A 23,149-nucleotide genomic window follows, 5' to 3' on the forward strand; every position below is an offset into this window, starting at 1 on the left:
AGCCTGAATGGGCTACGGCGTGATAATCAGCTGCGTTTGCTCGGTTTACCCGGCTTGCTGCCCGCAGCACTGCGGCGACCGCTTCCAGCCACCTGGGTGTGACGCTTAACGGCACGACGGATCTGGTTAGCCTTCACACGGCGACGCTCGCGCTCAACAGGCATCTTGCTGACGGTTTCAGGCTTGAGGTCAACCAGTTCGCGCAGGTAGTTGATCGCCGGCAATTCCAGTTCGGTCCAACCGCCACGAGGAATGCCTTTTGGCAGGTCGATATCGCCGTAACGCACGCGGATCAGGCGGCTAACCTGAACGCCAACGGCTTCCCACAGACGACGAACCTCGCGGTTACGCCCTTCGGTCAGGGTTACGTTGTACCACTGGTTTATGCCTTCGCCACCCTGGAAAGTGATGGTGCGGAAAGCCGCCGGGCCATCTTCCAGTTGAACGCCTTTGCTCAGTTGCTTCACTTTTTCGTCGTCAATCTGGCCAAATACGCGCACGGCATATTCACGCTCAACTTCACGACTTGGGTGCATCAGGCGGTTAGCCAGTTCACCGTCGGTGGTGAACAACAACAGGCCTGAGGTATTGACGTCCAGGCGCCCTACCGCTACCCAGCGCGAACCACGCAGCTTGGGCAAGCGATCGAAGACCGTCGGGCGACCTTCTGGGTCGCTGCGAGTACACAATTCGCCTTCCGGCTTGTAATAAGCCAGCACGCGGCAAACCGCTTCTTCAGATTCTTTAACCGAAACGACGTGACCATCCAGACGGATTTTCATTGAAGGGGTTACTTCAACGCGATCACCCAGTTTGGCAATTTTACCGTCGACGCTGACGCGCCCGGCTTCAATAATGGTTTCGATTTCACGACGCGAGCCATGACCGGCGCGCGCTAAAACTTTCTGTAACTTTTCGCTCATTGAGCAACCTCTAGTGTCGCCTTCACAGACGTCAACGTATACTATACTTTCAATCAGTTACGGCCGCTAACGCCATAACCCTATAATCTTGCAAACATTTTGGAACACAGCATGTCAAACAAGGTGTCACACAAACTGTCACACACGATACAGCGTGGCCGGACATTCTACACAAATTTCCGACTGAATGATTCTAAAAAGTTTGTTCGTTTATCACTCAATACTGACAGTTTGAAACAGGCCCAAGTTACCATGTCCAGAATGACCCCTTACATCCCTTTGGTTCAATCTGGGGCAATGTCTGTAGATGAGTTCAAGGCAAGACTCAACGGTCTAAAAGACCTCACCAAACAAGATTTAGATACATTCCTGTTTCGCCACCTTGAAGGCGATTATGAAGAGGTCGAAAGACTGCCAAAACTCGGTGCACTAACGAAAGAATACTTTGGTGGGAGTATTGACCGTGAAGCGACGAAAAATGACGCTTCTGGCTATGCGAGAGCAACAATAGATAACATTCATTCCGGCTCAGATTTTGGCTTGGCCGCTATCAAACATTCCCTGCGTTACCGGGGGATTAATCCTGAGGGGCTACCGGAGGAAATGAGTGATGTCGTTAGCCAGATCGATATGTCCCTAGCTATGAAGTACCAAGCCTATGAGGCGTTCTATTCGGACGACTTCTTGAAGTATCGCCAAATTTTGGGATCACTTAAGGAACAGGTAAAGATCCTCTCAGATAAAAAGCCTATACAGAACCACACCCCACAGCAGCAACCCTCCGCTTCGGCTATACGGTTGTCAGAGGCTTGGAAAATGTATGTTGCCGACAAGGGGCAGAAATGGCGGCGGTCAGTCGCTAGTGAGAATCAACGCTTCTATGAGGTTTTGCTCTATGTAGTGGGAGATATCTCAGTAGACGGCATCAGTAGGCAGCAGATCAGAGAGGCCCTGAGGGTAGCAGAAAATCTACCAACGAGAACCCGTAAACCTTACTCAAGCATGAGCCTTGCCGAATGTATCGCCTACGATGTCCCTGAGGAGGATTTGATCTCAAGTGAACACGTACACAAACATTTAAAAATTTGGCGTTCATTCTTCAAAACTTACCTTGTGGAGCGTGAGGACCTGCTCACTACCTCACCCACAAAAGGGATCAATTACGAAACCAAACCTAACAGGGGCGGTAACTACAGCGCCAGTGAAATGAATAGTATTAAGCGCCACCTTGAGAATTTACCAGACCACGACTGGCGTAAATACTATTTCCTGACCCTTATCTATACAGGTGCTCGCCGTGGCGAGATTGCCGATATTCGGAAACACCACATCAGACAAGATGATGAAACGAGTCGCTGGTACATTTTCATCGAGGGTGGTAAGACAAACCATGCTAAACGCCAGATCCCAATCCACAAAAACTTAGAGGATGGACTGTTCGGACGTATTGCCCCAATGGCAGTAGATGACCTTGTGTTCGGCGATCTACCGGACTACACGACTATCACGAATAAATGGGTAGAAATAATGAGGGAACTATCCATGCCCGATTACACAGAGTTTGGGTTCAAAAGACGCATTCACAGCTTACGACATACATTTATCAGTAAAGCTCTACGCAGCATAGGCAATAGTACGCTAGTTAAATTTGCAGTTGGTCACAGTCATAAGAAAAATCTAGGAATAACTGACACATACAATCACACCCCTCCCCTCATTGATTTGCTCCCTGTTGTAGATTGTCAGCATGAATAACACGATTTGTTATGAGGGCTTAACCTATGTTCAATGAAATATCCTCTTGCTGGGGCAACTGCCAGCTCCTTTCTTTACTGTTGTCTCAGTTCTGTGACCATCACTGTAGACGCAAACCTTCCCACCTCGAGTTGGATAGGAATCAATCAATGTGAGAGTGTTGACCGAAGCATAACTTTTCGACAGCATTAATAATCCACATAGTGCTAATATCTTCAGTAAATGCATCAATGGTGTCTCGCCAAGAGTTTTAAGGATGTTAAAGCCCTGCCAGTTGTCCTCTACTGGCAGGTTTACTTCTCAATGCATCAATGCTTTGTTATTTTTCATTGTTCAATCATTGACGATCACTATGTACCTACCGCCGCGATCTTTGATTGTGTAGTGATAGATATCATCACAGTAAACCTCTACAGCACCGCCAGACCACTTGGCGTAGGCACCATTTACTACGTTGCATTTATAACCTGCTGACCTTATGACTGAACGTGCTTCGTCTTTTAACTCTTGGCTCCCCGTATCATTTGCAGACACCCCAAAGCTTGCGGCAAGCAAGATGCTACCCAGAAAGAGATTCGATTTCATGTTAATCCTAATTTTGTTATGTTTTACATATGGTTAAGAACAGGATAAAAAATATTCCAAACATTATTGATCTGTAGTAACTATCAATCAATTGATTTCGATCGTTTTTAACGATCAAAATGATTGAGGTGTAGCACGTTGCCAAGGTAACTTATAAGGCTGCTAATAGTTGCCGTGGTGCTGGTTTATTGTTGATTTTTTTAAATGATAACTATTCTCATTTGCTGATTTGTATGGTAAAATATATACATGGCATAATTACAAATGGAGGCTGCTTATTTGAGTTCACATAGCTACACCCCACCTGAGTTCTATAAACCTACCGATATACAACGTAAAGAATTGAGCGGGATCTTAAATGACGTGGGGCAGATACTGACTGTTCAACGCATTAGCATACTGCACTATCTGGCATCCCTGCCGTTTCCGACAGGCGTTGATTTGATTGCTAAGAAGACAGATGTTCCATTATCTACCACATATCGCGTTTTGCAGATATTGGCAGAATGTGGCTTGGCTGACTTTATTGTTGATAAGGCATCTATTCAACGTTGGTTTCTTATCCATGATGGAAGCAATAATGCTTGTTCCTCATGTGGACAGGTCTACCACACCGGTTATTAAAACAGCCGTTAATCTTAAACCTTTTGAAACACCATACCGTACCTGACACGGGTATTTTCCCCTGTGGGGTTTTGCGCGTTTGGCTGTTCGTTAAGTTAATTAATGGAAGGAGAATTATCCATGAGTACAAGAAATAAGGCAGTTATTCCTGAAGAGCTGAAAACATTCTTTGAGGAGATTAAGCAAGCATATCAGCCTGACCCTAATGAGCTGCAACGACGGGTTGACGAAGCCTTAACTCGATACGATGCAACTCAGAAAGTACAGCGGTTTTCTGAAAGACCACCGATGTTAATGACGAAACTGGAGGAACTGATTTTGAGTGGATGGCGCTTTGATATCAGTATTCCAAATCCAGTTCAAGCTAGTCCTACATTCATGAGCGTTGCGCTACGTAAGCCAACGGAACTTATTGAAAAGGAAATAGGTGTAGTTCGACAACAGGAGGTGGAACGGTATCAGGCGGAACTGTCGGTTGCTTTAGAGCATGAAATTGACGCTTTAACGGCGCAAGCGGCAAATGACGCAGAAGTGAAGGCTCAAGAACAGGCAATCATTGAACAGCATGCAATGCGTGAGAGGATCCGTGCTTTCCTAACTAACCCCGCATGAAGGGTAATCCTATGAAGTTGAATAATATTACCGTAAGTGCAAAAGTAGCCGATTGGATAACAGAGGCAAGGGGCGATGTTCCCTTGCCGAACTTTATCCGGCAGGTACTGACTCAGATTGCTTTAACACCTGAATTGCAAACAGCCTTATTAAATTTTATGTCTCCTGTGGAGGGAAAGAATGTCGAAGCAACAAAGCAAACAAGTAGCAACTGAAGATGCAGAAGATCGTGTACTTAATGCGTTTATTGATTATTTGAAAGGCGCTGGTTGGATGCTTAAATCAACTCAAATGGGGATGGAACTGTCTAACTGTCTTGACGGTAGTGTATTAAATTACCACAGTATTTCAGGTCTTTTTGGACAATGGGTAAACAGGAACAATCGCACAATTGATTCAGGAACACAGTACGATCCTTCGTGGTGGTATAAACTGAATGGGCGATTACCGTTCGTTACTCGTGATATATTTAGACCGGCATTTGAGGCGGAAATTTTTGTTCCTCTTGCTTCTGGTACGTTGGCTGTGAATACCTACAAGTGCTATAGAGCGGAAGAACCAGCGAACAACTTTGATCCCCATCCTGCACCGTGGCTTGAGTATCTTGAACGTTTGTTCCCGGCAATTGATGACAGGGAGGTTGTGTCCGATTGGCTTGCTCATATGTTTCAGCGTCCAGATCAGCGTCCCTCTTGGCACTTGCTATTTTCGGGAGATACAGGCACAGGGAAAGGATTCTTGTTCGATAAAATCCTGTCCCCGCTTCTTTGTAAGCAGACCGCTTCAGTGAGTAGTTTTTCGCAAGTGACAGAGAAACATAGCCAGCTGTTTACTAAGAACATGCTTGTACACATGGATGATATGTACACAACCAACAGCAATCAGATGAATAAGCTCAAATCTATTCTCTCCGAAGAGAGTGTTACGATCAGACCTCTGTACGAGGCTGAACGAACAGAGAGAGTTTATGCGAGAGTTATTTTTTCCAGTAATAAGATCTGCCCTCTAAAATTGGAGAGCAACGAAAGGCGATGGTATGCACCTGCTTTTATGGTTCACAAAGTCGATTTGTCCGAAACGCAAACATTCATCCAAGAAGTCCTTGTACCTTGGATTGATAGCGGTGGCTTGAATGTAATCCATGAGTGGCTCTTGGGGCGGGATCTACAGAACTTCAATCATAAGTACATATCTCAATCATCTACGTTGAAACAGATGGTCAATAATTCGGTTTCAGTATTGGATATAGAATTAGACTCTTGGTTAAGTCATACGCCTGTTTTCCAATTTGATGCAATACGGCGAGCATTCCCAGGTACACATCAGGCAGTAGCTGATTCACTCACTGAAAGGGGATATGGAAAGTGTCAGCCATTCCAGAATGTCTCTCATCCAATAACAGGAGAGAGGTCTAAAGCCGTATGGTGGAGACCGAAGGGCTATAGTACTAGTGATGTTCGTAACTGCATTGCGCAAGAATATGCACCTGCTGTCTATGATTCATCGTCACCACCATTCTGAGTAGGGGCTTCGGCCCCCTTCAACCCCAGCCTAGAGCTCAACAACCCCACACCAACCCCACCATCAACCTTGCGGTTAATTTTTCACATCATGCTGAATTATAAGTTAATTTTAATTTAACCTGACAAACCCCACCATGATTTACGCTTTTCCTAGGTATATACCATATACATGTGACGAACGTCGGTAAGTCACATGCTGTAGGCAATGGCTATGGCACAGCAAAGTTCGCCGAGCTGAAAGCATTTGGTGCCACAGTACCTAATGTGAAGGAAGTTAAGCAGAAGGCATGCTTTACCGGATGGCTAAGGCCAGATTAAAATTAATCTGCAATTCTCATTGATTACTCCCCATTGCCTGTGCTGTCTGGTCTGTCCGCGTTGAGCTCATACCGATTTTCTCAACTCAAATGGCAAGTAATCAGGATGAAGAAAGCGTTGACAGTGTAGTCTCAAAACCATCTCCTTTTGATACTGACAAAAGAGCATGTGAAACAGGGTGTTTCCATGTCCCAAAAGGTTGATTTGGCTATTTTGATACAATATAATTATGAGACTTACTTTTAAGACAATGAGTTTCCTATATGTCATCCGTCATCGGTTATGTCCGTGTATCAACTTCTGAGCAGACTATTGAGAATCAGAAGAAACAAATCAAAGAGGCTGGCTATCAGATTGGCAAGTGGTTCAGCGATGAAGCTGTTAGCGGCTCTGTAAAAGCGGTAGAGCGTAAAGGCTTCAGCGACCTGCTGAACTATGTCCGTGAAGGTGACACGCTAATTGTTATCGGTATAGACCGCTTAGGCCGTAACACGATTGATGTCCTCTCAACCGTTGAGATGCTACAGGCGAAAGGCGTGAAGGTTATCAGCCTGAGGGAGGAGTTCGACCTGTCTACGTCCGTTGGTAAGGCCATGCTAACGATGATGGCTGGGTTAGCATCGCTCGAGAAAGATCTAATAGCAGAACGCCGTACAGCAGGTATCAAGCGTGCTCAGAGTGAAGGTGTCCACTGCGGTAGACCGAGCAAGGCCACCAGCGAACAAGTTATGGTACTGCTAGCACAGGGGTTGTCACCTAAGCAGATCATGGCAGAGTTGAACATCAGTAAGGCTACATACTACCGGCTTAAAGTAGCCGCATAACCCCCTATGATATTTCCCAAATATTAGCATCGTTCATGGGGGCGGGTTAAGACTGCTAAGCAACGCTTCTAATGTGCGGGATGATGATTAGATGAAAGTTTCACCGCTTTTTACGCATAACATCGAGGAAGTAGCTGTAGTTACTTTTCTTCCTCCTCAGGGGCAGACTTTAATACAGGCGTTGTTGTTTTCCCTTTACGTATGCCAAGACTTAATCCTGATGGAAGTTTCTCGAGAGCAATCAATGTCCCACTGTCTACAATGATCCTTTTGTCATCCAAAACTGTATAAGTGGGATACCATCGAAGAGACTCTTGATCCCATTCATATGTTAGCTGTCGTGGTGGATTACCTCTAGATCTCAACGTTCCAATTAGCTGTTTTGCTTGTGCAGCGGCTTCTGGGAGGGCGTCATGAGCTGCATAGAGAAGCTTCACATTTTTTCCCCTAAACAGGAAAGAAACCTGACAGCCATCTTGATATGAGCTGATGTCGAGCAATGGATTCTTTCTATCAGCTAACTTTGTGAGTAACTTACGAACCCATTCATGAAGTGCTATATAGGTACGTTTGCCAGCTTCAGAAGCAATTGATGTTGTGAATGGATTCCATACTATCGCCAGAAAACTAATGCCGATTCTGATCAGTTCCTGTGTGACTTCCGCTGTGTTATGTGAAAGCTCTACGTATTTTATTTGTATTGGGGCACTGTTGGTAACCTGTTCTAACCACTTCGAATCAACTTCTCTTGGATCAGTTGCAAATTCAATCCAAGCGTTATCTGGTATCTCTGGAAGTTCCTCAGGGGATCGCTCGAATTTATTAGTATCGATACCTAATTGATTGAATTCTAAAACATCTCCACCAGCATAGAACCCTAAAATAGCAACAACGAATTTTGAGCCATTTTCATGTACGAAGTTTGCACTTTCAATCGTCTGCCCTTTTGGTCTCCCCGGATCATGGTTATGCAAGAGGATGAAGGGATTTCTATTGATTTTTGCCACAAGCTCAGTAGGGTCTGCTGGCACTATGAGTTCACCATCATCACCTCTAGCGTCTGTCCAAAGCACCGCCGGTACAAGTTTTCCATAAATACCTTTTGAGTGGCGCTCAATAGCGCTGTTTACCCAATCACGAGCACTTTCTGTTTCCAACAGATTAGGCATAAGCAATTTCCCCGTACCTTGCATTTTACTTTTCCTTCTAAATGACAGTGATGGCAGTTAGAAAACAAAGCTAACCAATTGATTAAAAATAACATTAACACAAAAACAACCAATAATGGTTAAGCACACGAATTTACATTGAATTATCAGTAATAAAACCTAAAAAACCATCAAAAAGCATAAAGAAAGTCTTAATTTTAAAAAGTGAGGCCGTGTACGCTTTTATTTTTCTGAAAATCAATAAATTATAAGAAAAAATAATCATTAAGGTCAAAAATGACACAGCAAATCCAACAAATCAGAGAGATTGTAGCTCAACGTGAGATCAAACAACTTGTGCATTTTACCCGCATAGAGAACTTAGAAAGTATCATGCAGCATGGCATTGTTCCGATTGCCGATACAGCAGAAAAACAAATCACAGCAGCAATAAATGATCAAGCTAGGTGGGATGGCCGGACCAAGGCATCTTGCCTGTCAATTACCCTTCCTAATTGCCAGATGTTCTTCAAGTATCGCCGAGAAAATCCAGATGTAAATTGGATTGTGTTAGGTGTTGACCCTTCAGTTTTATGGTTAAAAAACTGTGCATTCTGCCGCTACAACGCTGCTGATGCGAGAATCAGTGGTCAGTTACTAGAAGCATTGCAAACTCCGGCGTCTTTATCTGGAATGTTCGATGAAACCGAAGGGCTGGCATCTAGACAAGAACAACGTTTGAAAACCTTCGATACTACAGATGTGCAAGCAGAGGTGTTAGTATTTGACGTTATAGAACCTCAATACATTTTTGCGGCTGCTTTTAACAATCTAGAAACCAAGAATAATTTCGAGAAATTACTTGGGGAGAGACCAGCACAAATCAATCCTGTTGGCGGTGGATTCTTCGCCTCCCGTTCATACGTTCGTTAAGGTTATTCAATGGCACAAAGACCCGTATACATCCCTACTGGTGAAAAATCACTTTATGTCAAAACTGAGCTTATAGACTTCACTTGGTTTCCTGGCATGTCCGTTTCACAGAAGCAAAAGTCGATAGATTCTCTACACGACGCGGCTATCGACTGCTTACCAAACGTGAACAAAGTTCTGGAAATTTCCAGCAAGTCACGTGATAACCTTGGCATTGCTCTAAGCGCTTTCAATCTATCGTTCACCACGTTGAAACAACAACGAACCTTGACTATTGAATGTGCATTTCAAGGAAGTAAGGTTTTTCAACATGGAGGCCCATACACAGACATGTATGATATGCCCCCCCGCGAAGCAAAAAAAGATAAGCGCCTCTTAACTTCCGGACGGCTCAAAAACTTCAAGTTTTTTGGCACCGAATGGGAATTGGAACCACAAACAGCTTTTTATGACTGGCTCTACATTAGTGCATTGAGAAAACAGCCCCAACTTGCAGAGCAAATCATTGAATATGATGCATTTACAGATATCGAGTTTAATCCTGAGCGTTCAATCAATTGTCAGGCCTACTCTGCTGCGCTTTACGTCACACTGTGTAAATTAGGCAAACTAGATGAGGTTGTTTCTTCAAAGGAAAACTTCCTAGACGCTATTAAAAACGTGTCTATTAGTAACACACAACAAGATGAAACTACCCAATCAGGTTTCGGCTTCTAAGACATATGCTCCGACTGAGGCATGTCAGTCTCATTATTCAGTGTGCAAACTTAGCACCCCATGCTACTGAGACATTGAATATTGCTCTTTCGTGTAGGGGTATAAAAGTGGGAACGAGCTAAATCCTTCAACTGAACCCATCATCGTTCCCACACTTTCTGCTCTCTCCTACGAATAAAGATGAGTCTATTCCCGTGATACAAACCACTAATGTGCTCTGTAACACGTGTAGTGTTAAATGCTGGAATAGTTCATGTCATACAGCAAAGAGAATAGACTTGAAAATAGGTTTCAACACTTTGTTTTTTAACGTGAAATTAAAATTCAGTTGCGCCTTCACAGGCGTCGGGGGGATGACCGTCGCGGCGTCAGGCGCCACAGCGGTAACAATACGTTTACTTGGATCGAACCGCGCATTATACAGGCTTTCAATAGGGTTGAAACCCACTTTGTTGTCTGGTCGATTATCGAAAGCTATCGATTGCGTGAGAACTCGCTGAAAAGCGGGTCTGCCCCCGCTTTATAACCTACTCGGAAAACGGATTAATCATCGAGGAAATCGACTACCGCCCGATACACTGCCGCTGGCTGCTCAAGAATACCAAGGTGAGTACGGGCATTCTCCAGCCGCACGACCGAGAAAAATGGATGGTTGGCGGCAAAGCTCTGCTGTTGCCGCAAATAGTCTTCGCCACGATCCAGTGAGTAAATATGCCGGCAAGCAGGCGGTGAGGTCAATTCCCCCAGCCGGTTTAGCGGCGAACCGTATTGTCTGTAGGCTTGCTCAATCGCCACGCCGGCGGCCTGCCAAACGCGATAATCCTCCTGCGCCATTTCAACGGTCAAATGCTGTTTTACCTGTGGGTGTTCAATACCGCCCTGCCAGAATGTGAATAAATCATCACGCGCCGCTAGCCAGTGTTCAGGCCGCTGCATTTGCTGAACGGAATCGAAAAATGCAGGCTCAGGCTGGGTCATGATCCAATCGAGAAACACCATTCCCTGCATCTGCTGCGGCATGTTCTCGGCCAACGCCACCGCTATCCAACTGGCGTGCGCTACCGACAGAGTCACAAACCGCTCCACTTGCAACTCAAGCAGCAATTGCTGGAGATCTGCCAGCAGATCCTGTGCGCCAAGGGAGAGTCCGGCATCGCGATCAGACAGAGCGTGCCCCCGCCAGTCGAGGCTGATCACCCGATACTTTTGCGACGCCAGTGCGGTAAAGGGGGCAAATACGGTTTTTGGTTCACACCAACCGGGCAGCAGGACCAACGTCAGCGGGCCTGAACCGGAATCATGATAATCGAGAGAAAGGGTGCCATGGCGAAACGCTGTCATTTTGTCTCCTAAACGTCATATCCCCCACGATAAGGGGATTTGTGCATTAGCAGTAAAATGACAGCCTTCGTCAGTTTCATCTATTGGAATAGATGCTAAATAAGGGGCTTCGCACCTAATGAAAAAATACGCACTAAAAAAACGCGATTAATGCCGTTCACAGGGATAAGCGGCGGTTAATGCCAGCATAATCACCGAAGGCGCGGAATAGTGAAGCTGTTCCGGGTGTTCATTTAAATACTGCATCACCGCGTCCGCCGCCATCCCCACGCTCATCCCGGCATCCGGACAAATGCTACGATTGCCCTGCATTGAGAAGGTATCGAATACGCCGGCCACATAGCCCATAAACATCCCGCCGTCGAGCGCTTCGGCGACGGTAGCTGCTCCGTTCTTATTTTTCACATAGCCGCTGGTTTCCGACAGCAAGGCGCTGCCGGAATAAAAACCCGCGCTGGCCGCAGAGGAAAACAATATGGCCACCAAAAGAGAAATCCGCTTAATCATTGCTACGCATCCTGCCTATTATCAGTTTTTGATATTGTAGAATAGCGGCTTTACCGGCAAATGACGCCGTTACCGCCACTTTTCAGAAAATGAGCAAAAGCGGCAGCGTAATTATGCATCAACGGAAAGGCGTTGCGTCGCCTGCCCCTTCACGCACCACTTCCGGCGCGGACTCGGTCAGATCAATCACCGTGGTCGGTTGCTGGCCCAGGAAGCCGCCGTGGATCACCAGATCCACCTGCTTGCCCAGATGATCGTTGATCTCTTCCGGATCGGATTCGGCAAAATCATTGCCTGGCAGCATCAACGTGGTCGACATCATCGGCTCATTCAGCACTTCCAGCAGCGCCAACGCAATCGGGTTAGACGGCACGCGCAGACCGATGGTTTTACGCTTGTCGTTCATCAGGCGACGCGGGACTTCTTTGGTCGCTTTCAGAATGAACGTGTAGTTGCCGGGGGTGTTGTTCTTGATCAGTCGAAACGCGGTATTGTCGACATAAGCGTAAGTAGACAGCTCGGACAGATCGCGGCACATCAAGGTAAAATTATGATTGCTGTCCAATTGACGGATACGGCAGATGCGTTCCATAGCCGTCTTGTCTTCCAGTTTGCAACCCAACGCGTAGCCGGAATCGGTAGGATAGACGATCACCCCACCTTTACGCAGCACATCCACCGCTTGGTTGATCAGGCGCGGTTGTGGGTTATCTGGATGGATATAAAAAAGCTGACTCATGACTTGCTCCTAAAAATGATGCACGCGGGCGGCATCGCCCACGTTAAATCAACTGACCTTGCCCTGCTGCGGTTGTGGCCAGTCACGCCACACGGGTTCAACCCCGCCGGGTAACCACAGTTTGCGGCCCAGTTCGATCCACGAGCAGGGCTGATGAAAGTCAGAGCCCTGCGACGCCAATAATTGATATTCCTGCGCATACTTTGCCAGTTGCGAACGCTCATGCGGTGCCTGCTGACACTGGGCAACCTCCATCGCATCCCCCCCTTGTTCGGCAAAGTGCGCCAACAACCGTTTCAGCCATTTGGCCGTCAGGTCGTAACGGCCCGGATGCGCTATCACCGCCTGACCGCCGGATTGATGAATCACATCAATGGCTTGTTTTATTGTACACCACTGTGGCGGAACGTAGCCGGTTTTGCCTTTGGCCAGGTATTTCTTGAACACCTGAGCCATATTGTCTGCGATGCCAATCTGCACCAGATAACGGGCGAAGTGACCACGCGTCACCGCCCCACCGTCCGCCAACTTTTGCGCGCCTTCAAATGCACCGTCAATACGCGCTTTCGCCAGCCGGATGCCAATTTCCTGTGCGCGCAGGTTGCGGCGCTCAGTCTGCTCGGCCAACAATTGCACCATCGCCGGATGTGCAGTTTCAATCCCCAGACCCACGATATGAATCTCATGATTTTCCCACAGCGTGGAGATCTCCACCCCGTTCACCAACTGCAGCGGTAACGACAGCTCGGCAATGGTTGCGGCTGCGGCGGCTAAACCTTCGGTGGTGTCGTGGTCGGTAATCGCCAATACGCCTACCCGCATCTCGACGGCCCGCTGCACCAACTGCGCCGGCGTCAAATAGCCGTCAGAGGCGGTGGTATGGCTGTGGAGATCGTACAGGGTAAAGGCGGAAGGCTGGGGGCTGCTGTCTGTCAAAAGAAATATCCGTCAAAGGTTTGGCCTTCTATCATACCCGCGTTCGCCCGCAGGACGGAAATCTATTCTGGCCGACGGCCTGTTCCTCTCGATGAAAATTATTCACGCTTGCGGCTAAAACATTGTGTGAAAAGAGGGTTGACTTTATTCTCTCGAACCAGTTAACTAGTACACAAGTTCAGGGCGATACCCTGGTTGGATGATAAACAAGAGAGCACAGAAATGAATAAGCAAACTTCTCTTCTTCGTTGGTGGCGTACCTCCCTTTCGCGGGCGGTGTAATCACGCATACCTGTCATCTGACACTGCAGATTCCCTAAGCCCGCTGGTAACGCGGGCTTTTTTATGGACAAATTTTAACTGGAAGACCCAAGATGAAAATCAAACCACAGCTTAAATTACTGAAGGCGGAGGCCAGTTACCGGGGCGATCCGACCACCATTTTCCACCAGTTGTGTGGCGCGCGTCCGGCAACCTTGCTGTTGGAATCCGCTGAAATCAACAGCAAGCAAAACCTGCAAAGCCTGCTGGTGATCGACAGTGCCCTGCGTATCACCGCACTGGGTCGTATCGTCACCCTGCAGGCGCTGACCGCCAACGGTGCGGCAATGCTGCCGCTGCTGGATGAGGCGCTGCCGCCTGAAGTACAGATTCAGGTGCGCCCTAACGGCCGGGAACTGACTTTCCCGCCGATTGACGCTATCCAGGATGAAGACGCTCGCCTGCGGTCGCTGTCGGTATTTGATGCGCTGCGCACCCTGCTAACATTGGTGGATTCTCCCGCCGACGAACGTGAAGCCGTCATGTTTGGTGGCCTGTTTGCTTACGACTTGGTCGCCGGCTTCGAAGACCTGCCGGCACTGCGTCAGGATCAGCGCTGCCCGGACTTCTGCTTCTATTTGGCGGAAACCCTGTTGGTGCTGGATCACCAGCGCGGCGTCGCCCGTCTGCAGGCCAGCGTATTCACGGCCGACCCGACCGAGGAGCAACGCTTGCAACTGCGCCTGGAACAGCTGCAGGTTCAATTGAAACAGACGCCGCAACCCATCCCTCACCAGAAGCTGGAAAACATGCAGCTGAGCTGCAACCAGACCGATGAAGAATACGGTGCCGTGGTCAGCGAGCTGCAACAAGCCATTCGTCAGGGCGAAATTTTCCAGGTGGTGCCGTCGCGTCGTTTCTCGCTGCCCTGCCCGGCCCCGCTGGCCGCGTATCAGACGCTGAAAGACAACAATCCAAGCCCCTATATGTTCTTTATGCAGGATGACGAGTTCACCCTGTTCGGCGCGTCGCCGGAAAGTGCCTTGAAATACGACGCCAACAACCGCCAGATTGAAATCTACCCGATTGCCGGTACCCGCCCACGCGGTCGTCGTGCCGACGGTTCACTGGACCTGGATCTGGACAGCCGTATCGAGCTGGAAATGCGTACTGACCATAAAGAGCTGGCTGAGCACCTGATGCTGGTCGATCTGGCGCGAAACGATCTGGCGCGCATCTGCCAGGCCGGCAGCCGCTACGTAGCCGATCTGACCAAAGTGGACCGCTACTCTTTCGTGATGCACCTGGTTTCCCGTGTGATCGGCACCTTGCGCGCCGACCTTGACGTGCTGCACGCCTATCAGGCCTGTATGAACATGGGCACGTTGAGCGGAGCACCTAAAGTGCGCGCCATGCAGCTGATCGCCGCTTCCGAAGGCACCCGTCGTGGCAGCTACGGCGGCGCAGTGGGTTACTTCACCGCCACCGGTGATTTGGATACCTGTATTGTCATCCGTTCCGCGTATGTTGAAGACGGCATTGCCACCGTGCAAGCCGGTGCCGGCGTAGTGCTGGATTCTGTACCACAGGCGGAAGCCGATGAAACCCGTAATAAGGCACGTGCCGTGCTGCGCGCCATTGCCAGTGCGCACCAGGCCAAGGAGGTGTTCTGATGGCCGATATCTTACTGCTCGATAACGTTGATTCCTTTACCTACAACCTGGTCGATCAGCTGCGCGCCAGCGGCCACCAGGTGGTGATTTATCGCAACCAAATTTCTGCCGAGGTGATTATCGAGCGCCTTCAGCAGCTGGCCCAGCCGGTGCTGATGCTGTCTCCTGGCCCGGGTACACCGGCCGAAGCCGGCTGCATGCCGGAGCTGTTGCAGCGCCTGCGCGGCCAGTTACCCATTATCGGCATCTGTCTCGGCCATCAGGCAATCGTCGAAGCCTATGGCGGGCACGTCGGCCAGGCCGGGGAAATCCTGCATGGCAAGGCGTCGGCCATCAGCCACGATGGCGAAGGGATGTTTGCCGGTATGGTGAACCCACTGCCGGTAGCCCGTTATCATTCCCTGGTCGGCAGCAATATCCCGGCCGAACTCACCGTTAACGCCCACTTCGGCGACATGGTGATGGCAGTTCGTCATGACAAGCATCGCGTATGCGGTTTCCAGTTCCATCCGGAATCTATCCTGACCACTCACGGCGCGCGTTTGCTTGAGCAAACTCTGGCCTGGGCGCTGGCGAAATAACGAGAGGAAACGACGATGCAAACTATTCTTGAAAAACTGTACCGCTCAGAGTCGATGAACCAGCAGGAAAGCCAGCAGTTGTTCAGCGCCATTGTTCGCGGTGAGCTGGAGCCAAGCCAGTTGGCCGCGGCGCTGATCAGCATGAAAATTCGCGGCGAACGTCCGGAAGAGATCGCCGGCGCGGCTAAAGCGCTGCTGGCCGATGCCCTGCCGTTCCCGCGCCCGGACTACCCATTTGCCGATATCGTCGGCACCGGCGGGGACGGCACCAACAGCATTAATATTTCCACCGCCAGCGCCTTTGTGGCGGCCGCGTGCGGCGCCAAAGTGGCAAAACACGGTAACCGCAGCGTTTCCAGTCGGTCAGGATCATCCGATCTGCTGGCGGCGTTCGGCATTCGTCTGGATCTGCCAGCGGAACAGGCGCGCCAAGCGCTGGATGACCTGGGCGTATGCTTCCTGTTTGCGCCGCAGTATCACACCGGTTTCCGCCATGCGATGCCGGTACGTCAGCAGTTGAAAACCCGTACGGTATTCAACGTACTTGGCCCGCTGATCAACCCGGCGCGTCCGCCGCTGGCGCTGATCGGCGTTTATAGCCCAGAATTGGTGCTGCCGATTGCCGAAACCCTGCGCGTGCTGGGTTACCAACGAGCCGCTGTTGTGCACGGCGGTGGCATGGATGAAGTGGCGATCCACACCGCGACCCACGTGGCCGAGCTGAACAACGGCGAAATTGAAAGCTATCAGCTGACGCCAGAATCCTTCGGGCTGCAACGCTACCCGCTGGAGGCCCTGCTGGGCGGTTCGCCGGAAGAAAATCGTGACATTCTGGCAAGGTTGTTACAAGGTAAAGGTGACCCGGCGCACGCCGCTGCGGTGGCCGCTAACGTGGCGCTGCTGCTGAAGTTATTCGGGCATGAAGACCTGCGCCAAAACGCACAGCAGGCACTGGACATGATTCACAGCGGGAAAGCTTACGAGCGCGTAACCGCACTGGCAGCAAGAGGATAAATGATGCAGGAAACCGTGCTCAACAAGATTGTTCGTGATAAAGCGCAATGGGTCGCAGCACGACAGCAACAACAGCCACTGGCCAGTTTTCAAAATGAAATCGTCCCCAGCGAGCGTGGCTTTTATCACGCGCTGCAGGGTGCCAGAACGGCGTTTATTCTTGAATGTAAAAAGGCATCCCCTTCCAAAGGATTAATCCGCGAGAATTTCGATCCCGTGGAAATTGCTTCGGTCTACAAAGATTTCGCCTCGGCGATCTCGGTGTTGACCGATGAAAAATACTTCCAGGGCAGCTTCGACTTCCTGCCGCTGGTCAGCAAGACGGTGACACAGCCGGTGCTGTGCAAAGACTTTATTATCGACCCGTATCAGATCTATCTGGCGCGCTTCTATCAGGCCGACGCCATTCTGCTGATGCTGTCCGTGCTGAACGACGATCAGTACCGTCAATTGGCTGCGGTAGCGCACAGCCTGAACATGGGCGTGCTGACCGAAGTGATCAGCGAAGAAGAGCTGCAACGGGCCATTGCTTTGGAAGCGCGCGTGGTCGGTATCAATAACCGCGATCTGCGTGACCTGAGTATCGATCTGGATCGCACTCGCCAGTTGGCGCCTCGCGTCCCACACGGGGTGACGGTGATCAGCGAGTCCGGCATCAACAATTACGGTCAGATCCGCGAACTGAGCCACTTTGCCAACGGTTTCCTGATTGGCAGCGCATTAATGTCGGAAACCGATCTCCGTGCCGCCGTGCGCCGGGTGATCCTGGGCGACAACAAAGTCTGCGGGCTGACCCGTCCGCAGGATGCCAGCGCGGCCTATCAGGCAGGTGCGGTGTATGGCGGACTGATTTTCGTCGGGCGTTCACCGCGCTATGTTGATATCAACCGCGCCCGTGAAGTTATCTCGGGTGCCCCCCTGAAATATGTCGGCGTATTCTGCGACGCGCAGGTAGAGACCCTGGTTAAAACCGTCGAACGCCTGGGGCTGAAAGCGGTGCAACTGCACGGTTCGGAAGATCAGGCCTATATCAGCGCCCTGCGCGCCGAACTGCCTGCCGAGTGCCAGATTTGGAAAGCCTTGAGCGTAAAAGACCATTTACCGCAGCGCGATTTGCAGCACGTTGACCGTTATCTGCTGGATAACGGCGCGGGTGGCACCGGGCAGCGTTTCGACTGGTCGGTACTGCACGGCGAAAACCTGGAAAACGTGATGCTGGCCGGTGGCCTGAGCGCAGACAACTGCGTTGACGCAGCCAAACTCGGCTGTGCCGGGTTGGACTTTAACTCCGGCGTAGAGAGCCAGCCCGGCATTAAGGATCCTGCCCGCCTGGCGGCGGTGTTCCAGACCCTGCGCGCTTACTAATTATGATTAACGGATAATAACGGGAACTAAAATGACGCTGCTTAACCCCTACTTCGGCGAATTTGGTGGCCAATATGTGCCGCAGATTCTGATGCCGGCCTTAAAACAACTGGAAGAAGCCTTTGTCAGCGCCCAGCGCGATCCGGAATTCCAGGCTGAATTTATCGACCTGTTGAAAAACTACGCCGGTCGCCCGACGGCTTTGACGCTGTGCAAAAACCTCACTGCCGGTACCAAAACCAAGCTGTATCTGAAGCGTGAAGACCTGCTGCACGGTGGCGCGCACAAAACTAACCAGGTATTGGGTCAGGCGCTGTTGGCCAAGCGCATGGGCAAAACCGAAATCATCGCCGAGACCGGTGCCGGTCAACACGGCGTTGCCTCCGCACTGGCCTGTGCCCTGCTCGGCCTGAAGTGCCGCATTTATATGGGCGCCAAAGATATCGAGCGCCAGTCACCCAACGTCTTCCGCATGCGCCTGATGGGAGCGGAAGTGATCCCGGTGCACAGCGGTTCCTCCACGCTGAAAGATGCCTGTAACGAAGCGCTGCGCGACTGGTCCGGCAGCTACAAAACCGCCCACTATATGCTGGGTACCGCTGCAGGTCCGCACCCGTATCCGACGATTGTGCGTGAATTCCAGCGCATGATCGGCGAAGAAACCAAAGCACAAATGCTGGAACGTGAAGGCCGTCTGCCGGATGCCGTACTGGCCTGCGTTGGCGGTGGCTCGAACGCCATCGGTATGTTTGCCGACTTTATCGACGATACCAGCGTTGGGTTGATCGGCGTTGAACCTGCAGGTTTAGGGATTGAAACCGGCCAGCACGGCGCACCGCTCAAACACGGTCACGTGGGCATCTATTTCGGCATGAAGGCGCCGATGATGCAGACTTCCGAAGGCCAGATCGAAGAGTCCTACTCGATTTCCGCCGGCTTGGACTTCCCTTCAGTCGGGCCGCAACACGCCTATCTGAACAGCATCGGTCGGGCTGAATACGTGTCTATTACCGATGACGAAGCGCTGGACGCTTTCAAAGCGCTGTCGCGTAGCGAAGGGATTATCCCGGCGCTGGAGTCTTCCCATGCTCTGGCGCACGCGCTGAAAATGATCCGTGAAACGCCGCAAAAAGAACAGATTCTGGTGGTTAACCTGTCCGGCCGCGGCGACAAAGACATATTTACCGTTCACGACATTCTGAAAGCTCGGGGAGAAATCTGATGGAACGTTACCAACAACTGTTCAACCGTCTGGCAGATAAGAAAGAAGGCGCGTTCGTCCCGTTCGTTACCCTCGGCGATCCGAACCCGGCGCTTTCGTTGCAGATCGTCGATACCCTGGTGGAAGCCGGTGCCGACGCGCTGGAACTGGGCATTCCGTTCTCCGATCCGCTGGCCGATGGCCCAACGATTCAAAGTGCTGCGCTGCGCGCCTTCGCCTCAGGCGTGACGCCAACCCAGTGCTTCGAAATGCTGGCGGCGATCCGCCAGAAACACCCGAGCATTCCTATCGGTCTGCTGATGTACGCCAACCTGGTGTTCCATAAAGGCATCGATGCGTTTTACCAACGCTGTGCCGAAGTCGGCGTTGATTCGGTACTGATTGCCGACGTGCCATATGAAGAGTCTGCGCCATTCCGTGCTGCAGCAACGCGCCATGGCATTGCACCTATCTTTATCTGCCCACCCAATGCAGACGACGATTTACTGCGTGAAATATCCTCACACGGCCGCGGCTACACCTACCTGTTGTCGCGTGCAGGCGTCACCGGCACCGAAAGTCGCGCTGAATTGCCACTTCATCACCTGGTGAATAAATTGCGCGAATACCATGCGGCACCGCCGCTGCAAGGGTTTGGCATTTCCGAACCGGCGCAGGTTCGCGATGCGCTGCAGGCCGGTGCTGCCGGGGCGATATCCGGTTCGGCTATCGTTAAAATTATCGAGCAGAATCAAGCTAATCCGACAGAAATGCTGACGAAACTGGCGAGTTTTACGCGTGAAATGAAAGCGGCTACCCGGGCATAAGGCTTCAACGGCGGGTGCAGAAGATTGCGCCCGCCGATAACATCTTGTTTACCCTCAAAGTTGTGCGATTTTTTTTACATCTAAAGTTTGAACAAACCCAATTCTTGTCTCACACTTAGCGTTGCGCGTCGGGCATTTCTTTATTTTTAGGGGTGCACTACGTCTTCAGGTGAAAACCCGAATGTAGTTTCAACAATAACATTGCATGGAGAGTAATTTATGAAGCTATTTAAAACCCTTTCAGTCTTATGCATGGCTGCCGTTGTGGCATTCGCAGTGAGTGCCTGCGCGCCAACAGCGAAATCTGAAGGGACTGGCGGTTATATTGATGACACGGTAGTGACGACCAAGGTGAAGTCAGCGCTGCTGGCGGATAAAACCATCAAATCTACCGAAATCAGCGTCGAGACCTTTAAAGGTCGTGTGCAATTGAGTGGCTTTGTCACTTCGAGCGCCGATGCCAACCGTGCGGTGCAGGTAACTCGTGGCGTAGCGGGTGTGAAATCCGTCGAGAACGTCATGCAGATCAAGTAAAAATAAAACGGAGGCGCTGTATGCGCCTCCCTGTTCCACCGCTATCAGAAACGATAACCTGCCCCGAACATAAATACCCACGGATCCAAACGCGTATCTATGCTGTGATGATTACCGGCCGCATCGTCAAAGCGTGTTTTGGTTTCGATGTTCATCCACCAGACTGACATGTTCAGCATCCAGTGCTCATCCAGGTTGTAATCCAGGCCCGCCTGCGCGGCCACACCCCAGGAGTCTTTCAAACTCAGGTTGCTCAATCCGGCATCTTTGCCGTTGTCGTTGAATTTTTCATCGAAGAAGGTGGTGTAGTTCACGCCCACGCCCAGATACGGACGCAGTTTGTCCTGCTTGTCGCCAAAGTAATACTGCGCCATCAGGCTCGGCGGCAAGTCGTGCACCGTAGCGATATCACCGTTCACGGCGGAACCGTTCAAGCCCACCTTGTGGCGAAACGGCGTTGCGGCCAGCAGTTCGACACCAATATTGTCCGTAACCATATAGCCGAAGGTCAGGCCAAGCTGGGTGTTATTATTGGCGCTGAATGAGCCCTGCCCAAGTACATCATCCGATCCGGCATTTGGTCGTACGGTCGCAGAACCTGCACGGAAAAGAAAATCGCCTGCCTGATGCGCACTTGCCAACATAGGGGCCATCATCGCCGCCAATACCACCAGAGTTGTCTTTTTCATTATCCATTCCATTTGTGTGGTTATCATCCAAGGGGAATATACCTACTTACGGGTATTTATGATCCCATCGAGATCACATCTTATGTGTAAAAATTTTAATTCCTACTAAAAACAAGGTTACCTAAGAGACTAATAAATCGAGAATTGATCTGAATCAAAAAACGCTTTTTGTTGCAAATTATTTACATGTTCAAATATCAGTTGCTAAAAAAAACGCCGCTGCGTAATTTCATCTTCCGTGTTGGTTTTGGTTGGTGTCGTAAGGAGTCGGCGGGCAATCAAGATGAGCGAAATTCAAAATCCCTGTGTCAGTTGCGGCGCATGCTGCGGCTATTTTCGAGTGTCATTCTATTGGGCCGAAGCGGAAGATGGCGGCGGCGTGGTTCCTTTATCCCTAACAGAGCCGTTAACCCCCTTCCTGCGCTGTATGCAGGGGACCAACAGCAAGTCCCCACGCTGCACCGCACTCGACGGCGAAATCGGCAAAGCGGTTTCCTGTTCTATTTATCTTAATCGCCCCAGCCCCTGCCGTGAGTTCGATCAGTCCGGAGAGAATGGCCTGCGTAACGAAGCGTGCGACCGCGCTCGCGAACGTTATGGCCTGCCGCCATTGCCGGTTCCGTTGCCACTTTCTTTACCGATCGCCAAGATCGACGAAGAAATAGCCGTAGTGCAATTCGCGGGGTGCCACAGCGACGTGGAACAGGGTACAATCGCCCACTGATTTTGATTTATCTCTGTTTCTCGATGCCAAGGAGTCTGCATGCCTATCACGGCCAACACGTTGTACCGTGACAGTTTTAATTTTTTCCGTAACCAACTCGCCAGTATTCTGATACTGGCGCTGTTGACAGCGTTCATCTCTGTGATGCTCAATCAGGTTTTCAGCCCTGACATCGAGCAGTTGAAGATTCTGAGCGCAACGGAAGGTGACTTTGCTGCGTCCGCCGGTATGGGGATCCAGGAAATCATTCAACAAATGACGCCTGAGCAGCAGATGGTGTTATTGAAGGTCTCAGCCGCCGCCACTTTCTCTGCGTTAGTGGGTAACGTGCTGCTGGTAGGCGGGATGTTGACGCTGGTTCGCCTGGTTTCTCAGGGGCAACGCCTGAGCGCCCTGCGCGCTATCGGGGCTTCCGCGCCGGAACTGCCGCGCTTGCTGCTGCTGCTGTTTATTTGCACGCTGCTGATCCAACTGGGGCTGACGCTGTTTGTCGTGCCGGGTGTGATTATGGCGATCGCCTTCTCGCTGGCCCCGGTAATCACCACCGCCGACAAGAAAGGCGTGTTCGCGTCGATCAAACTGAGCTGCAAACTGGCTTTCGCCAATGCGCGCGTGATTGTTCCGGCAATGATGCTGTGGCTGGCAGCCAAGCTGCTGGTGCTGTTTATGGTGAGCCACCTGTCGGTGCTGACCCCGAACGTCGCCAGCGTGGTGCTGACGGCTCTGAGCAACCTGGTTTCCGCTCTGTTGCTGATTTACCTGTTCCGCCTGTATATGCTGCTGCGCAGCTGATCT

General features: G+C 50.5%; 23 protein-coding genes, 1 pseudogene and 1 other annotated feature. Of the genes and pseudogenes, 16 read left to right on the top strand and 8 right to left on the bottom strand.

Annotated features, from left to right (window positions below; translation table 11 throughout):
- Window positions 1-26: 26 nt before the first annotated feature.
- The gene (gene rluB, locus M495_RS13050; protein WP_020827138.1) at window positions 27-923 is read right to left on the bottom strand and encodes a 23S rRNA pseudouridine(2605) synthase RluB; all 897 of its coding nucleotides are present in this window, start codon (window positions 921-923) and stop codon (window positions 27-29) included.
- A 111-nt stretch (window positions 924-1,034) separates the two neighbouring features.
- Between rluB and M495_RS13055 the strand changes: the two genes are divergently transcribed.
- The gene (locus tag M495_RS13055) at window positions 1,035-2,678 is read left to right on the top strand and encodes a tyrosine-type recombinase/integrase (RefSeq protein ID WP_020827139.1); all 1,644 of its coding nucleotides are present in this window, start codon (window positions 1,035-1,037) and stop codon (window positions 2,676-2,678) included.
- Window positions 2,679-3,011: 333 nt separating this feature from the next.
- On the opposite strand, the gene M495_RS13065 is transcribed toward M495_RS13055, so the two are convergent.
- Window positions 3,012-3,263 (bottom strand): hypothetical protein, encoded by a 252-nt coding sequence (locus M495_RS13065; RefSeq protein WP_020827140.1) that lies wholly within the window; start codon window positions 3,261-3,263, stop codon window positions 3,012-3,014.
- Between the two features lie 264 nt (window positions 3,264-3,527).
- Here M495_RS13065 and M495_RS24995 point away from each other — a divergent pair, with 264 nt between their 5' ends.
- The 5 genes from M495_RS24995 to M495_RS13080 all read left to right on the top strand — a co-directional run bounded on the left by M495_RS24995 (window position 3,528) and on the right by M495_RS13080 (window position 7,164).
- Complete coding sequence (locus M495_RS24995) at window positions 3,528-3,887, top strand: helix-turn-helix domain-containing protein (protein WP_071846565.1); 360 nt, start codon at window positions 3,528-3,530, stop codon at window positions 3,885-3,887.
- Window positions 3,888-4,007: 120 nt separating this feature from the next.
- Entirely contained in the window at window positions 4,008-4,499 is a 492-nt protein-coding gene (locus tag M495_RS13070) for a hypothetical protein (protein WP_020827141.1), read from the top strand.
- 11 nt (window positions 4,500-4,510) lie between these two features.
- Complete coding sequence (locus tag M495_RS25580; RefSeq protein ID WP_144079315.1) at window positions 4,511-4,714, top strand: hypothetical protein; 204 nt, start codon at window positions 4,511-4,513, stop codon at window positions 4,712-4,714.
- On the top strand, window positions 4,680-6,020 hold the full coding sequence (locus tag M495_RS24670) for a primase-helicase family protein (protein ID WP_020827142.1): 1,341 nt from the start codon (window positions 4,680-4,682) through the stop codon (window positions 6,018-6,020). Before M495_RS25580 ends, M495_RS24670 begins: the two co-directional genes overlap by 35 nt.
- Window positions 6,021-6,603: 583 nt before the next feature.
- Window positions 6,604-7,164: a recombinase family protein gene (locus M495_RS13080; protein WP_020827143.1), complete on the top strand. Its 561-nt coding sequence runs from the start codon at window positions 6,604-6,606 to the stop codon at window positions 7,162-7,164.
- A 140-nt stretch (window positions 7,165-7,304) separates the two neighbouring features.
- Here M495_RS13080 and M495_RS13085 read toward each other — a convergent pair whose 3' ends face one another.
- A complete protein-coding gene (locus M495_RS13085) occupies window positions 7,305-8,357 on the bottom strand; it encodes a hypothetical protein (RefSeq protein WP_020827144.1) in 1,053 nt (350 codons plus the stop codon).
- A 252-nt stretch (window positions 8,358-8,609) separates the two neighbouring features.
- Here M495_RS13085 and M495_RS13090 point away from each other — a divergent pair, with 252 nt between their 5' ends.
- Window positions 8,610-9,245, top strand: a complete 636-nt coding sequence (locus M495_RS13090) for a DarT ssDNA thymidine ADP-ribosyltransferase family protein (protein ID WP_020827145.1) — start codon at window positions 8,610-8,612, stop codon at window positions 9,243-9,245.
- A gap of 9 nt (window positions 9,246-9,254) precedes the next feature.
- Window positions 9,255-9,962 carry a DarT1-associated NADAR antitoxin family protein gene (locus M495_RS13095; RefSeq protein WP_020827146.1) on the top strand — a complete coding sequence of 236 codons (708 nt, stop codon included), beginning with the start codon at window positions 9,255-9,257 and terminating at the stop codon, window positions 9,960-9,962.
- 543 nt (window positions 9,963-10,505) lie between these two features.
- On the opposite strand, the gene M495_RS13100 is transcribed toward M495_RS13095, so the two are convergent.
- From M495_RS13100 to rnm, 4 genes are all read right to left on the bottom strand, one after another.
- Window positions 10,506-11,303 carry an alpha/beta fold hydrolase gene (locus tag M495_RS13100; RefSeq protein WP_020827147.1) on the bottom strand — a complete coding sequence of 266 codons (798 nt, stop codon included), beginning with the start codon at window positions 11,301-11,303 and terminating at the stop codon, window positions 10,506-10,508.
- A gap of 147 nt (window positions 11,304-11,450) precedes the next feature.
- Window positions 11,451-11,810, bottom strand: coding sequence for a Rap1a/Tai family immunity protein (locus tag M495_RS13105; protein ID WP_020827148.1), 360 nt, complete (start codon window positions 11,808-11,810; stop codon window positions 11,451-11,453).
- Between the two features lie 118 nt (window positions 11,811-11,928).
- Entirely contained in the window at window positions 11,929-12,549 is a 621-nt protein-coding gene (locus M495_RS13110; RefSeq protein ID WP_020827149.1) for an L-threonylcarbamoyladenylate synthase, read from the bottom strand.
- 48 nt (window positions 12,550-12,597) lie between these two features.
- Complete coding sequence (gene rnm / locus M495_RS13115) at window positions 12,598-13,485, bottom strand: RNase RNM (RefSeq protein WP_020827150.1); 888 nt, start codon at window positions 13,483-13,485, stop codon at window positions 12,598-12,600.
- A gap of 243 nt (window positions 13,486-13,728) precedes the next feature.
- Window positions 13,729-13,832, top strand: a sequence feature (Trp leader region).
- A 27-nt stretch (window positions 13,833-13,859) separates the two neighbouring features.
- On the opposite strand from rnm, the gene M495_RS13120 reads away from it, so the two are divergent.
- The 6 genes and pseudogenes from M495_RS13120 (at window position 13,860) to M495_RS13150 (ending at window position 20,941) form a co-directional block, all read left to right on the top strand.
- Window positions 13,860-15,419: an anthranilate synthase component 1 gene (locus M495_RS13120; protein ID WP_020827151.1), complete on the top strand. Its 1,560-nt coding sequence runs from the start codon at window positions 13,860-13,862 to the stop codon at window positions 15,417-15,419.
- A pseudogene (gene trpD / locus M495_RS26035) lies at window positions 15,419-17,014 on the top strand (bifunctional anthranilate synthase glutamate amidotransferase component TrpG/anthranilate phosphoribosyltransferase TrpD). The gene M495_RS13120 and the pseudogene trpD overlap by 1 nt, the downstream one beginning before the upstream one ends.
- Before the next feature lie 3 nt (window positions 17,015-17,017).
- Complete coding sequence (trpCF, locus tag M495_RS13135) at window positions 17,018-18,379, top strand: bifunctional indole-3-glycerol-phosphate synthase TrpC/phosphoribosylanthranilate isomerase TrpF (RefSeq protein ID WP_172958990.1); 1,362 nt, start codon at window positions 17,018-17,020, stop codon at window positions 18,377-18,379.
- Between the two features lie 31 nt (window positions 18,380-18,410).
- Window positions 18,411-19,601 carry a tryptophan synthase subunit beta gene (trpB, locus tag M495_RS13140; RefSeq protein WP_020827155.1) on the top strand — a complete coding sequence of 397 codons (1,191 nt, stop codon included), beginning with the start codon at window positions 18,411-18,413 and terminating at the stop codon, window positions 19,599-19,601.
- Window positions 19,601-20,407, top strand: a complete 807-nt coding sequence (gene trpA / locus M495_RS13145) for a tryptophan synthase subunit alpha (RefSeq protein WP_020827156.1) — start codon at window positions 19,601-19,603, stop codon at window positions 20,405-20,407. The genes trpB and trpA overlap by 1 nt, the downstream gene beginning before the upstream one ends.
- A gap of 219 nt (window positions 20,408-20,626) precedes the next feature.
- On the top strand, window positions 20,627-20,941 hold the full coding sequence (locus M495_RS13150) for a BON domain-containing protein (protein WP_020827157.1): 315 nt from the start codon (window positions 20,627-20,629) through the stop codon (window positions 20,939-20,941).
- Window positions 20,942-20,985: 44 nt separating this feature from the next.
- Here M495_RS13150 and ompW read toward each other — a convergent pair whose 3' ends face one another.
- A complete protein-coding gene (ompW, locus tag M495_RS13155; protein ID WP_020827158.1) occupies window positions 20,986-21,630 on the bottom strand; it encodes an outer membrane protein OmpW in 645 nt (214 codons plus the stop codon).
- Between the two features lie 283 nt (window positions 21,631-21,913).
- Between ompW and M495_RS13160 the strand changes: the two genes are divergently transcribed.
- Window positions 21,914-22,354, top strand: a complete 441-nt coding sequence (locus tag M495_RS13160; RefSeq protein ID WP_020827159.1) for a YkgJ family cysteine cluster protein — start codon at window positions 21,914-21,916, stop codon at window positions 22,352-22,354.
- Window positions 22,355-22,393: 39 nt separating this feature from the next.
- Window positions 22,394-23,146: a YciC family protein gene (locus M495_RS13165; protein ID WP_020827160.1), complete on the top strand. Its 753-nt coding sequence runs from the start codon at window positions 22,394-22,396 to the stop codon at window positions 23,144-23,146.
- Window positions 23,147-23,149: the final 3 nt, after the last annotated feature.

Origin of the sequence: Serratia liquefaciens ATCC 27592 (assembly GCF_000422085.1) — a bacterium.
GTDB classification, from domain to species: Bacteria; Pseudomonadota; Gammaproteobacteria; order Enterobacterales; family Enterobacteriaceae; genus Serratia; species Serratia liquefaciens.